This is a genomic window from Rossellomorea oryzaecorticis (assembly GCF_038405515.1).
In the GTDB taxonomy this organism is placed as follows: domain Bacteria; phylum Bacillota; class Bacilli; order Bacillales; family Bacillaceae_B; genus Rossellomorea; species Rossellomorea oryzaecorticis_A.
Genome location: NZ_JBBYAF010000030.1, coordinates 1 through 13,576 on the forward strand (window position 1 = coordinate 1; position 13,576 = coordinate 13,576).

At 45.4% G+C, this 13,576-nt stretch carries 13 protein-coding genes; 2 read left to right on the forward strand and 11 right to left on the reverse strand.

The window, feature by feature from the left end; translation table 11 throughout:
- Positions 1-763 precede the first annotated feature (763 nt).
- Both AAEO50_RS14620 and AAEO50_RS14625 read right to left on the reverse strand, forming a co-directional pair.
- Positions 764-2,212, reverse strand: a complete 1,449-nt coding sequence (locus AAEO50_RS14620) for a carbon starvation protein A (RefSeq protein WP_341985027.1) — start codon at positions 2,210-2,212, stop codon at positions 764-766.
- Between the two features lie 55 nt (positions 2,213-2,267).
- Complete coding sequence (locus AAEO50_RS14625; protein ID WP_341985029.1) at positions 2,268-2,417, reverse strand: hypothetical protein; 150 nt, start codon at positions 2,415-2,417, stop codon at positions 2,268-2,270.
- Positions 2,418-2,517: 100 nt separating this feature from the next.
- Here AAEO50_RS14625 and AAEO50_RS14630 point away from each other — a divergent pair, with 100 nt between their 5' ends.
- Positions 2,518-3,414 carry a glycerophosphodiester phosphodiesterase gene (locus tag AAEO50_RS14630; protein ID WP_341985030.1) on the forward strand — a complete coding sequence of 299 codons (897 nt, stop codon included), beginning with the start codon at positions 2,518-2,520 and terminating at the stop codon, positions 3,412-3,414.
- Positions 3,415-3,516: 102 nt separating this feature from the next.
- Here AAEO50_RS14630 and AAEO50_RS14635 read toward each other — a convergent pair whose 3' ends face one another.
- The 5 genes from AAEO50_RS14635 to AAEO50_RS14655 all read right to left on the reverse strand — a co-directional run bounded on the left by AAEO50_RS14635 (position 3,517) and on the right by AAEO50_RS14655 (position 8,232).
- Positions 3,517-4,248, reverse strand: coding sequence for a hypothetical protein (locus AAEO50_RS14635; protein WP_341985031.1), 732 nt, complete (start codon positions 4,246-4,248; stop codon positions 3,517-3,519).
- Between the two features lie 99 nt (positions 4,249-4,347).
- Positions 4,348-5,070, reverse strand: coding sequence for a LytTR family DNA-binding domain-containing protein (locus AAEO50_RS14640; protein WP_341985032.1), 723 nt, complete (start codon positions 5,068-5,070; stop codon positions 4,348-4,350).
- Positions 5,051-6,811, reverse strand: coding sequence for a sensor histidine kinase (locus AAEO50_RS14645; protein WP_341985033.1), 1,761 nt, complete (start codon positions 6,809-6,811; stop codon positions 5,051-5,053). The genes AAEO50_RS14640 and AAEO50_RS14645 overlap by 20 nt, the downstream gene beginning before the upstream one ends.
- A gap of 106 nt (positions 6,812-6,917) precedes the next feature.
- Entirely contained in the window at positions 6,918-7,760 is an 843-nt protein-coding gene (locus tag AAEO50_RS14650) for a YihY/virulence factor BrkB family protein (RefSeq protein WP_341985034.1), read from the reverse strand.
- A 55-nt stretch (positions 7,761-7,815) separates the two neighbouring features.
- Positions 7,816-8,232 (reverse strand): YtxH domain-containing protein, encoded by a 417-nt coding sequence (locus AAEO50_RS14655; protein WP_341985035.1) that lies wholly within the window; start codon positions 8,230-8,232, stop codon positions 7,816-7,818.
- Between the two features lie 289 nt (positions 8,233-8,521).
- Here AAEO50_RS14655 and AAEO50_RS14660 point away from each other — a divergent pair, with 289 nt between their 5' ends.
- The gene (locus AAEO50_RS14660; protein WP_341985037.1) at positions 8,522-8,743 is read left to right on the forward strand and encodes a DUF1128 domain-containing protein; all 222 of its coding nucleotides are present in this window, start codon (positions 8,522-8,524) and stop codon (positions 8,741-8,743) included.
- 419 nt (positions 8,744-9,162) lie between these two features.
- On the opposite strand, the gene AAEO50_RS14665 is transcribed toward AAEO50_RS14660, so the two are convergent.
- From AAEO50_RS14665 to AAEO50_RS14680, 4 genes are all read right to left on the reverse strand, one after another.
- Positions 9,163-9,678 carry a type 1 glutamine amidotransferase domain-containing protein gene (locus AAEO50_RS14665; protein WP_341985039.1) on the reverse strand — a complete coding sequence of 172 codons (516 nt, stop codon included), beginning with the start codon at positions 9,676-9,678 and terminating at the stop codon, positions 9,163-9,165.
- Positions 9,679-9,759: 81 nt separating this feature from the next.
- A complete protein-coding gene (locus tag AAEO50_RS14670) occupies positions 9,760-11,073 on the reverse strand; it encodes a lysine N(6)-hydroxylase/L-ornithine N(5)-oxygenase family protein (protein ID WP_341985040.1) in 1,314 nt (437 codons plus the stop codon).
- A gap of 106 nt (positions 11,074-11,179) precedes the next feature.
- Entirely contained in the window at positions 11,180-12,169 is a 990-nt protein-coding gene (locus AAEO50_RS14675) for a class I SAM-dependent methyltransferase (RefSeq protein WP_341985041.1), read from the reverse strand.
- Complete coding sequence (locus AAEO50_RS14680; RefSeq protein WP_341985042.1) at positions 12,166-13,482, reverse strand: NAD(P)/FAD-dependent oxidoreductase; 1,317 nt, start codon at positions 13,480-13,482, stop codon at positions 12,166-12,168. Before AAEO50_RS14680 ends, AAEO50_RS14675 begins: the two co-directional genes overlap by 4 nt.
- Positions 13,483-13,576: the final 94 nt, after the last annotated feature.

The window sequence follows — 13,576 nt, forward strand, 5'->3', positions numbered from 1 at the left end:
TGAGGCCAGCAAGCGAAAGCGCGGTAGAAAATATGAAAAACTAAGTAACCCTAAGAATAGTGAAGTATGTGTCCAAACTTAGGGGGTTAAACCGTCATCATGGCCTTTGTAAGTTGAATTCCGGTCTCGGCCACCCATTCATTCCACTTTTCACCCTTTTCAGTCCACTTTCTGAAAATACAAGCCACTTTCCAGATTTACGATCCACATTTCAGTTTTACAAGCCACTTTTCCCCATATTCAAGCAACTTGTCGAAAAATCTTTATTTTCCTGGCCATTACCGCAACCACCGCCACATCAACATTTTCATCTACAGGCCCCCCCACACTAAAAAAGGACCAACCTCCAAAGAGATTGGTCCTTAACGAAAACCTAATGATATCCATTCTGCCCATTCGCAGAACCGGATGTCTTCTGCTTAGGCTTGTGGTTTTTATTTTGCTTTGTTCCGCCGTCTTTTTTCGTTTTCTTTGTCATGCTGAATCACTCCTGTTTTTTGGTATAGAAAAACAAGTCGGGCGGGTCATCATTGGGACATGGTTCCTGTCCCTCCGTCCCGCAGCCTTCGCGTCGAACGTTTTGCCAACAGGACAAAACGCTCCACACCTCAAGAAAACAATTGGTTTATGAACCATTCTTATTTTGCTCCAAAAAAGAAAAGAGCTTCCCGGTAATTAACGGAAAACTCTTCAAGGTCAACAGAAAATGTCGATAAAACTCTCATATGGCTCGGATGATCCCATCCGTCACGATTAACCCAACTTATGCTGCCGGCTGCGGAACGTCCTCATCGACTTGAATCACGCCGCCTGCGTTCAATTGTTTTCTCAGGCTAAAAATGAAGGCTAGCACGACCGCGACCGTTCCAATCGTCGCTCCTATATAGGAAGTTCCCATCGATAGTCCGAAGCCAATCGGCGCGTTCAAGATATACGTGAACGTGACCATCGTCATGAATACTGCCGGAATACTCGCCACCCAGTGTGGTTTCTTTTGCAGCGCTAGATACATTGCGCCGACCCAAAGGGCGATCATGGCAGTGGATTGGTTTGCCCAGGAGAAATATCTCCATAATAAGTTGAAGTCAATTTGAGTCAGTACCATTGAGATTGCGAATAGTGGAACCGCAATCCATAAGCGGCTAGAGATTTTCACTTGCTTCACGTTGATGTAATCAGCGATGATCATACGCGCACTTCTGAAAGATGTGTCTCCTGATGTGATTGGCAGTACGATTACACCAAGGATTGCTAACGTTCCACCGATGGAACCAAGCATCAGCATGGACACTTCGCTGACGATTGCAGCCGGTCCGCCTTCAGCAAGGATCGCGCTTAGTTCACCTGGTCCGAATAAGCTCATCGCTGCCGCTGCCCAGATCATCGCGATGATTGCTTCAAGGATCATCATTCCGTAGAAAATCTTACGGCCGTTTTTCTCATTTTGAGTTGTTCTTGAGATGATCGGTGACTGTGTCGCATGGAATCCTGAAAGTGCCCCGCACGAAATCGTCAAGAATAATAATGGGAAGATCGCAACTGAATCAGGGTGCATATTCGTTAGCGTCATTTCTGGAATATCTGCTCCAGTGATGACAAGCCCTGCTCCCACTCCTACTGCACTGATTAAAAGTAAAGCGCCGAACAACGGATACACGCGCCCGATGATTTTATCGATCGGAAGCAATGTCGCAACAACATAGTAAACGAAGATCGCTGCGATGATTACTCCTAGAGAAATCCAGGCAGGAGTCAGATTGGCGATCAACGCTGCAGGTGCTGTAACGAACACCGTACCTACAAGCACTAGAAGTAAAATCGAGAATCCATTTACCACATGCTTCATCGTTTTTCCTAAAAACTTTCCTGCAAGGGCCGGCAGATGCGCCCCGCCGTTACGGATTGAAATCATACCCGTCAAATAATCATGAACCGCTCCTGCAAAAATCGCCCCGAGGACGATCCATAAAAACGCAACCGGTCCGTAAAGCGCTCCCATGATTGGTCCGAAAATCGGTCCGACACCAGCTATGTTTAACAGCTGGATCATCGAATTTTTCTTTGTGTTCATCGGCACATAATCGACGCCGTCCGCTTTCGCGTAAGCCGGTGTCGTCCGCCCCTCATTTACGCCAAAAAGCTTTTCAATAAACTTTCCATATGTGAAGTAACCTACGATTAATAATGCAATTGCAACCAGAAATGTGACCATGCTTCTGATCCCCTTTCGCCCAATAATGAATACGCTTTCATCATATCAAACAAAGTCACAGTTTCGTCACAATCATGTTTAACATGTTAAATAATCGGGCTGACATGTTTTCCAGAACGATTAACGTGCAAAGGATTTTGTTGAAAATTGTCGAATCATCTATTCGTTTCTTTTCACCCAGCATCATCTGCCTATATGTAATCATCCTTTAACGGAAAATTGACACAGGCTTTTCATCCCCTTCACCCTCTCTTTATTTTTAATCCTTACTCTTAAATAGAAAGATATTTGAGAGGAGAGTTACAATGAATAAATTCATGAGAAACATCTGTTTATCTGCAGCCGTAATCGGTATAGGAGCAAGTGCCGTCAGTCCTTCGTCAGCAGCTCAATCAGGAAATAACCCGCAGCTGAATGACAACCAAATCCTGAACATCTCACACCGCGGAGCTTCCGGACATGCACCTGAACATACGCTGGCTTCCTACGAACTCGGTGACAAAATGGGCGGTGACTACATAGAGCTCGATCTTCAAATGACTAAAGACGGCGAACTCATTGCGATGCATGACGAAACACTTGACCGCACCACTGATGGCACCGGCCTTGTCAAAGATTACACACTCGAAGAAATCAAACAACTGGACGCCGGTTCATGGTTCAACGAAACATACCCTGAAAAAGCAAACGAAGAATTCGCTGGCCTGCAAGTCCAAACCCTGCAGGAAGTCATCGAACACTTTGGCAAAAACAAGAACTACTACATTGAAACCAAATCACCTGAAGTCTATCCAGGCATGGAAGAACAACTGTTAGACATTCTTGAACAATACAACCTGACAAGACAAAACGCACCCTCAAGCCGTGTGATCATCCAATCATTTAGTGAAGCAAGCCTTCAAAAGGTCCATGACTTAAACGAAGATATCCCGCTGGTTCAACTGCTTGATTACAAAACAACGGCCACCATTACGGACGAAGAACTCGCACACTACTCCGAGTACGCAATCGGTCTTGGGATGAGCTATACAAAAATCAATGAAGAATATGTACAAAAAACAAGAGAACATGATCTCTTGATCCACCCTTATACCGTCAATGAAAAAGAGGACATGAAACGCCTGCTCGAATGGGGCGTGACTGGGATGTTCACGAATTACCCGGATGTATTAGAGGAAGTATTGAAGGAAATGAAGATGTAAATATCACTAAAAGCAGCGAAGATAGGTCTCTTCGCTGCTTTTTACTCTTATTGAATTAAATCAAATTATTAATCCACCACTGGCTACCAAGCATCGGCTTACTCATCCAACAATCAACAGCAATACGACATATCCGATTGTCCCTGCAAAAAACGAAATAAAGCTGCTTTCTTTCTCATCAGGGATCTCTTCCTTCAACACATTCAGTACAATCCCGCCTGATAAGAACGCAAACAGCAGTGCAAGGAGTGTTTCATGGATTTCCGTCACTGCACCGATCAGCCAGCCGAACACAATTGCTCCAGCCAGGATCCAGCGGCCGACAGCATTGTAGATGGTTCGATGATGAGTCCTGAGCCCGTAATCGACTACAAAAAAATGAAGCCCCATGGCGATTACATACAACAATAAATTCATCCAGCCTTCCACATCACGATGAACCAGCAAATAACCGATCAGCCCGTTATAAACAAAGAACGTACCGATATGAAGCCAGAAGGCACCTGCCCCAGCCTCGTTTTCACCGGTCTCCACCCTGTTTTCTTTCCTTGAAGTGCTGACCATTTTCTCAATTCCATAAAATAATAGCAAGCCAATCAGAGCCACCAGATAAGCATGGTGATTAAGGAATGTCAGCATTTCAGATGATTCTGCTAAACTTTCCTGATGCTCCTCAAGCTCAGGCAATATATGGACAAACACATACGCTACTGAAACCCCGCCAGCTATTGATAAAAACCGGCTCCTCGGCAACACCTCCAAAAACTTCAGGTGCTTCCCGGAAATATGTACAATCGCCAGCAGCAACGCATAAATAAACGTTAACCAAATCATCCTGCCACCTCCGATGAAAAGAGCTTCTAGATAAAGATTACCCTTCTCAAGAAGATGAAAACTTTCATGAATGGCGGCCACCTAAATGCTGCAAACAATCTACAGCTCCAGCCTCTCCCGCAGCTCCTTCACATAATTCCTGCTCACCGGGATCTTCTCTTTCACCCCGTGGACTTTCAGCTGGTAGACGCCATTTCCCCAGGGGATGAGTTCTTCGACATACGGCAGCTGAACTAGATAGCTTTTGTGAACACGGAAAAATGGATGGGTAGCGAGTTTTGCCTCAAGTTCTTTGATCGGCAGCTTGCACGTGTACTTTTTCTTTTCTGTGCAGATATAGGTTTCCCTCTCTTCACGGAAGATATAAAGGATATTGCCCGGTTCGATGAAGATGATTTTGTCTTCATCTTGGACGGACAGCTTGCCCATTTTTTTCGTATCTTTCTGTTCTCCAAGGTCAGTCAGGAGCAGCTTTTTCAGTCTATCCATCGTCTGAGAGAGCTGCTCCTCATCAAAAGGCTTGACCAAGTAGTCCACCGCTTCGACGCGAAACGCTTTTAGCGCATAGTCCGGATAGGCAGTGGCAAAAACGATTTCGGGTTTCTGCTTCATCTTCTGCAAAGCCTCGGCTAGATCGACGCCGCTCATGCCGGGCATTTCGATATCGAGGAATAGTACTTGTGGATCCTGGGTCAGTATCAGCTCCATCGCTGTTTCAGCAGAGCTTGCTTCCCCTACGATTTCAACCCACGGATATTCGCTCAGGAGATGCTTCATTTCCTCGCGGCTATATGGTTCATCATCAATGATTGCGACTTTCATCCGCTGTTCCCCCTCCTTTTAATGAGAATTGAACTGTGGTCCCTGATCCTTTTTCAGAATCGATCGTCAGCCCTGACTCTTTTCCGACCATCATTTCCAATCGTTTATTGACATTGTAAAGGGCGATCCCGGTTCCGGTCTTTGATTCCACAGGCTCCAGCAGAAGCGATTCGAGCCGTGATGCGTCGATTCCATCTCCGTTGTCCTCCACCTTCACCGTCACACCATCACCCCCAGAAGTGATTGATATTTTCAAAATAAAGCCCTCCGACTGATTTTTCATGCCGTGCTTGATTGCATTTTCGACCAGCGGCTGAAGGGTAATTGATGGAACGACTGTGTGCATGGCCACTTCATCCAGATCATATACAACCTGCAGGCGGTCAAAGAACCTTGCTTCTTCAATTGCGAGATACGCCTTTACGTGCTGGCATTCTTCCCTTAACGTCGAAGTCGATTTCGTACTTCCGCTCAGGTTCTGCCTGATAAACTGTGATAGAGAAATGAGCAGGGTCCGCGCTTTATCGGGATTGATCCTTGTCAGCGATACGATGACATTGATTGCGTTGAATAAGAAGTGAGGACTCATCTGTGCCTGCAGGGCTTTGACCTCGGATTCTTTCGCCAGCTCTTTATGCGTATCGATTTCTGCCAGCTCAAGCTGGTTGCTCAAGAGCGTCGCGATCCCTTTTGTCAGCTCCATCATGATCGGTGAGATGACTTTTTCCGAATGAAAATAGAATTTCAATGTACCGACAATTTCATCCCCTTTTAAAAGCGGGGCCATGACGGCGGCGCCAAGCGGGCAGTCATCCCGGTCGCAATGAATCTCCTTTTTTCCAACCTTCAGTAATTCTCCCGTTTCGATTACCCTCTTTGTAGCTTCGGTCTGAATCGGTTTATCTTTCTGATGGTGATCGGAAGCGACTCCCACGTGGGCAAGGATATGCGTTCTGTTTGTAATTGAAACCGCGATGGCATCAACTTCCTTCATCAGAATCTGACATGTTGACTGTGCGGAGGATGAGTTCAATCCTTTGCGCATGTATTTAACCGTTCTGTCCGCGAGGCGGAGTGCTTTCTGGGACTGTACCGCTCCCATTCGCTCTTCTTCGTAAAACACACTTTTAATGATCAGTATGAAGATTCCGGTGCCGATCCCATTGGCGATGATCATCGGCCAGCCGATGTCGGACACAAGCTCGTAAGCAACAGGATACGGTTTTGCAAAAAGAAGGATGATGGCCATCTGCATGGCTTCTGCCAAAAAGCCGACGAGAAAGGCTTTTTGAGGAGAGACGAGACGGTTCTTCTTCTCACGCTTCCCGACGTATCCGGCGAGCAGCCCGGCGATGATGGTCGAAACGCCACATGCAAAAGCCGTGAAGCCCCCAAGAAAATAACGGTGGACACCCGCTACCAAACCGGCACCCAGCCCGATCCACGGACCGCCCAATAAGCCGGCTGCCACAATTCCGATCACCCGAGAGTTTGCGATCGCCTCATTTTCCTGAAGCCGTAGCTGCCACTTGGCATATTCGTCGACTTCCGCATTCACAATCAGCCCTGTATATGTACCTATGATTCCAAAGAAACCAAATAATAAGATGATCAGCATGGTCTGGGATATCTTCACATTGCTCCGCTGTTCAATCAGCTTGCGGAAAAATCCGAGCCTGGTCATGACAAAAGCAATCGTAACGATGATCCCGAGCCGTTCGATCATGGCGGCTATCAGCATATGGTGCACCCCCTTTTTAACCCATTATACTTAACCTTTACACACAAAAAAAGAAGACCCATCAAACGTCTGTTTAATAGAATCTTCCCCTAAGTGGTACGAGCTATTAACATGGTGTTTCGTCTTTCTCTGTGGCAAGCGCATTGATTTCGCCGCCGATCATGATGATGATCCCGGTCAGATAGAACCAGATCATCAGTACGATGATTCCCCCGATGCTTCCGTAAGTGGCCGAATAGTTACCGAAGCTGCTGACATAAAAGGAGAATGCCAGGGAAACGAGCACCCACCCGACCGTAGCAAAAATCGCTCCCGGGATGGCACTTAAGCACCTGATTCTCTTACTTGGCGCGAAGTAATACAGCCCGACGAATACAATGAATAGAATGAGCGGCGAAATCGCCCAGCGGATTCCATTCCAAATCGTCAAGAATTGTTCTGAAAAACCGAATTGTGAAAATAAGAAAAGTCCGATTTGCTTTCCAAACACAGGCAGCAGAAGCGCGACCACAAACACTACAATCATTCCGAGTGTCAGGACAATTGACATTAAGCGGGTGACGATGAATGATCTTGTTTCTTCCACATCATATGCACGGTTCAAACTTTTTACGATGGCGTTCATCCCGTTCGACGCAGACCAGATCGTCGCGATGATCGAGATCGAGAGTAATCCTGTGTTACGATCTGACATGACGTCATTAAGCGTCTCTTCTATCATCGTCATTGTTTCACCGGGCGCAAAATCCCTGATGACTCCCAATAGATCCCCCTGCTCCACCGGCAGATAAGGAAGCAGTGTGACGATGAAAATTAATAACGGAAATAGAGACAACAAGAAGTAATAGGCAATCTGAGCTGCCAGTCCGGTGATGTCATTGGCGCTTATTTGTTTGAATAAATTTTTCGAATCTTTTTTCCAGCCTTTGCGGGTCGTTCCCTCCGACATCCACTCACCCCTTTTTTTAATGCTCTAATGTCTTATTTCATTCCTCAGTAAAGGCTTAATATCCTTTGAATGATGAAGCAACAGGCTGACTGTCTTCTTCACCTGAATTCAATTCGTTCGACGGGTGTTCTGAGAATGTGTCTTTATACGTTTCAGTAGAATCCTCGAATGTCTCCTTCGTTTCCTCGATCATCTCTTTCACTTGAGGAGTCATATCTTTGATTTCATTTACCTTTTCTGAAATAAATTGAATATCCTTGCTCACTTGGTCGGCAGTCGTTCTCAGCTTCTCATAGACGTCTTTAGACGTTTCTGCCAGCATCTTCGGATTTTTCGAGTATTTCGAAATGTTTGTGCCGCTGTTCTTCAACGTCACTCCCACTTCCTGGCGGGTTGTTTTGTCCAGCAGCGACAGAAGACCTCCCGCAGCCGCACCCAGCATGACCCCTTTAAAAAATTTACTATTTCCCATTGTCTTTACCCTCCTATAATCCATGTTCTTATTTTATTTTTGCTAATTACTGGTCTTCACCTATTATTTTCTCTAAGTATGGTCAGAGTTCCTTCAATTCAGCAAGTTTCCAGTTTAGTTTTCCCTAACCTTGCTTGCTTAACTACTAATTCCCCGATTCCTAATAGTGTAAAACATTCAGGGGAAAATTCCTTCTTTCGGCACTCTCAACCATGAGCTTGTTGACAAGGAATGTGAATCATGGAAAGATGAATAATAATAATATGTACGAAGGAAAGGACGATCCATAATGGACTTATCACAAAACACAACAGAAAATATCGAATTCATGGTCACAGCCATCAAAGAAAAACTGAACGTCGTTAACGCAGGCGCAATCAAACCTGAGCACTTCAACCAGGAAATGTACGAAGACCTTCACGACCTGTACCTTATGGTCGAAAGAAAAGACCGCTTCAGTCCAAGAGAAATGACAGCCATCATCGAAGAACTCGGCACACTCCGGAAATAAGCTTTGAAACTTTTTGAAGGCCCGTCCCAGACTGCGTTAACGCAATGACGCAGCGAGGGACGGGCCTTCATGCTGGCGGGGTCTTTCATTCGGGAGTGATGTCATTAAATAATTCGGATGGGGTGCTTTAATTAGAATCATTCTTAGAAGATCATAAATCTGGAAATAGGATCGTATTTTTGTCGAATGGATCATAAATCTCTGATTAGGATCATATTTTCCCAAATCGGATCATAAATCCCGAAACAGGATCATAAAAGCCCGCCTCACACCTATTTCCTTTCTTACTCCTGCAAGTTCAATTCTTCTTCAGCCAAAATAGACTGCACAGTACCCATATTCACCTACAAAAACTATACATAAGACCAAAAAAAGGGCCATTCACAACGAGGAATGGCCCTTTCCTTATATACTATCTATTACTTAGAAAGCAGCTTCAATGATTCACGGTTAAACGCCGGTAGGTCATCCGGTGTCCTGCTTGTCACGAGTTGATTTCCGCAAACGACAACTTCCTTGTCTTCATAAGTAGCGCCGGCATATTCCATATCCACCTTGATGGATGTGAAGCCTGTTGCGTGTCTGCCCTCAAGCGCTTTCGCGGTAATGAGTAACTGAGGTCCGTGGCAGATCGCAAAGACCGGTTTCTTTTCATCCATGAAGTGCTTTGTGAACTTCACGAAACGGTCATCCGCACGGAGCTGGTCAGGGGAGAAACCTCCAGGCAGCAAGAGTGCTTCAAAGTCTTCCGGTTTTACATTATCGATGCTTTCATCGATTGAAACCGTCGCGTCTCCCTGCTTCCCTTTCACTGATTTTCCTTTTTCTTTTTCAATTGTGATGACTTCGTGCCCTGCTTCTTTCAACGCTTTTTCCGGATCCGTAAACTCTACATCTTCAAACATATCTGTAAGTAAGCATGCAACTTTAGCCATAAATTAAAAACACTCCTAATTATTAGTTTAATGATTTGCTCACATAATAAATGTACCCTTTAATCACAAAATAAAACGTAGTTAAGAGTGTTCATCCATCGAAAACTGGGAGAATATTGTATTTCGCTGGACCTTATATACTTCCTCCCCGGTGATATCATTGATGATCGCGATGTTCCTGTCGACGGCAAGTCCCAGATTTGTCGCACCTGCACCATGTGAATGTTCAAGATTCGTCAGCGTATAAAAATGATGATCCCGCTCTTCCTCATCCTTAAACACCAGTTTATAATCACGTGAGACCTTGAACCTCTTCTCGTCCTCCCAAACGATCTTGCCGCCTAATTCCTCATCAAACCACGAAGGGATATTCGGCACATATCCCGTCGCCAGGATGACCTTCCCGGACAAATATGAAAACTCCTTATCTTCCTGCCATTGATGGCAGCTAAGTACATATTGGTTCTCTTCCTGACGAATCTTATTGACCTCCGTCAAAGGCTGGATCACAATGTCAGGAGCATTCTCGCTGACAGAATGATTGTAAAGAATGTTATAAATACTGTTCAGCGTATCCATATCGATCCCGTTCCTGAGCTGATCGAGCGTCTTCAATGCATTCAGCCTCTTTTCAAATGACAGCCCGTGAAAATAATCGACATAATCCGGAGCGAAGAACTCCTGTCCAAGCTTCGAGGATTCCAGCTGAAGAATCCCTTCCGATCTTGTCAGCCATGTCAGCTTGTACGGATGATCCCTTTGCTCTTTTAACAAATCATAAAAGACTTCCGCAGCACTCTGTCCGGATCCGATGATGGTGATCGAAGTACTTTCCATCGTTGATTCCTTATGGAACAGATACCTGCTCGTATGGTGAACATCTTCTGATGGAAGCCCGTCCATGCCGTCCAGAATAAGCGGCTTGCTGCCCGTCCCCATCACCACATGTTTTGCACGGTACACTTCGCGCTCATCCGTCAAACGATTATCCACAACAACCTCGTAGTGATCCCCTTTATCCTCAACACCGATGACCTCACTGTGAAATTGACAATCGGGAAGCTGTTTCACTACCCAGCGCGCATAATCATTGTACTCCTGCCTCGGCATTTCAAATTTATGAAAGAAGAAAAACTTATAGAGCCGGTTGTGCGTATGTAAATAATTCAGATAGCTGTATTTGCTCTGCGGATTTGCAAACGTGACCAGATCCGCAATGAATGGTACCTGCAGATCCGTTAAATTGATCAGCATGCCCGGATGCCACTGGAATTCAGGTGTCTTATCAAAAAACTTCACCTTCAACTCCGTCTTTTCATCCATCAATGCTGCCAGGCTTAAATTATAAGGACCTATTCCAATTCCGATACAGTCGAACATCTCATCTTTCTTCAATCGGCTTACCTCCATCTCAAGGACACTTTTTCCTTATTTTTACCTCATAAGGGAAAAACTATTTTAAAAAGGACTGCTTCTTTTACAAGGCAGTCCACTGTCATTCTTATTTCTTTTTAAAACAAAGCGCGTACCATCCGCCTTCTTTCACAATCGGATCGATCGATATCACCTTGAAACCTGTCTTTTTCGCAAGGGTCTCCATCTCTTTTTGCGACGGGATCGGATACAAGTTTTGGAAGGTCATGAAGAAGCTGTTGAAGGCACTGGAGAACTGCTTGCCGTGCTTGGATTTTTGCATCGGGGTCAAGACAAAGAACAGTCCTTTTTTCTCCAGCCAATCTGAGGCTTTCTCAAAAAATTGCAGCCTTTCTGACGGATCGATATAGTGGAATAGATTGTTGGCCATGATCAGATCGAAGGCTTGATCCGGCTCATATTCATGTAAATCGCGGTTCAGGATTTCGATGTTGTCATACGAGTTCAACTTTTCCTGTGCTTCCCTGGCGACCCCTTCATGGATTTCGATGCCGACCATTCTTTTCTTCGGATAGCGGTCAGCCAGTCTCCTGATGTATCCGCCTTCTCCGCATCCCAGGTCGAGCACAGAGTTCACTTTAAATTTCTTCATCACTTTTTGAAGCTTCGGGAACGCAAACCGTTCCAGTAATATTGATGTCTTCGCGACGGTGGAACCATGCAGCTCTGAGTTAAACTGCTGTTTCGTCTGGTTCCTGAGGAGGCTCGGATAAGATAACAGAGCCGGAATATGAAGCTCCATCATTTCCTTCAGTAATACTCCCGATGAGAATGTTTCTTTTTTAGAAGAAGGCAGTTTCCAGCCGTTCTTGATTCTCACACGGTCCTTGGAAGCGCGTTTCAAATGCTTCAGCGTGATTCCGACTTCCACCCACTGCTGGAGTAAATCCATTTCAATATTCTTGGCCAATGCCACTTCCTGAATCGAAGCAGGCTTTCTGAAGCTTTCGAACAGCTCCAGTTCGTATCCTACATAGGCATGCCAGCTGTATAAAAACGGCACATTCTTCTTCATCCAGGTCCTTGCCCGCCAAACCTTCGCCATTTCTGCAATCATTGTAATGCCTCCGTTTCTTTCCAAGGATAGTCTTGGGTTTGTGTAAATGTTGTATTGTCCTTCTCTTCCCCGGTAATCGTGCCGTTCCGCATCGGGAGTATCCCCCCCTGGATCATTCGGTCATACAGGGTTTCCCTCCATAAACCGAGACCCGATATATTAAGCATTTGTTTGTAATGGGACACGGTGTCCTTTTCCATTCTCTGAAGGCTTCTCCCCCGCAGCCAGCCGATTGGTCTATATGGATAAGAGTAGACCAGTGCCGATAAGTGGCTCAGGTGCATTTGGTGGGAGACCCGTTTTCTCCGTACTTTCGGATACCATTCAAGGTTGGAAGGGTCGAGTTTGTCCTTTTTGTGCATATCGCATAGCAATTCACCGAGCACATCGCCATCCTGGATTGCCATATTCATCCCTTCACCTGCCATCGGGTGAACGGTGTGGACCGCGTCTCCGATTATCGCCAGGTGATCTTTCACATAGGTGTCGCTGTGATACTTGAGAGGCACCATCAACTGAATCTGTTTCCAATCCTTTATTTGATCAACGAATCCTTCAAGGTCCGGACACATTTTTTTATAAAGTTTATGAAACTCTGAGATCGGTTTCTTTCTAAGCGATTTATATTCTCCTGCCGGAATCAGATAAACAGAGCGTACTTCATTGTCCGGCAGCGGAAATAATCCAAGGAATGACTGATAGGTTGAGATGATTTTCCCTTTCACCATCTTTTCCGGCCTTGGAAACGTAACCGTCAGGAAATGATGATTATACTTCTTTTCTTTGACAGATACGCCCATGTAGTCCCTTGTGACGGAGTTTCTGCCTTCCGCCCCGATAATGAAATCACACTCTATTTCAAATGTCTCTTTCTTTTTCCGGTTTTCCAGCGTGACTCTGTGATCGTGTATTTCTTTGCACACTGTTTGGGGGTGATAGTGAAAAGAAGGGTATCCTTTCGCTTTATTCAACAGAATTCCTTTGAGGGTTTCATGGTGGATCATCAAGGAAAATGGATAATCACTCGGCAGAATCGAGTAGGTCATCACCGAATGCTCCGGTTCAGCCTTTACGTTCTTCAATTCAGTCAGCTCCAAATCAGAAATCTTATGGCCATTTTCAAAGACGGATTCAATCACGTCAAGGGAATCGAGGATTTCCAGACTTTTCGGCTGAAGCAGTTCTCCTTTATAGATGGGACTTGGACCCGGCAGCCTTTCTGCCACCGTCACATCGATCCCGCATTGTGCAAGCTTCAACCCAAGTGTCAATCCTCCGATTCCTCCCCCGCTGATAAAAACGTTTGTCCTCATGTCGATTCACCTCTTCCTTACATTTATCCTTAATGGGAAATGTTGAAACTTGCCGATGTGCTGAGCGGGAGAACCCCTCATTAGACAAATCTGC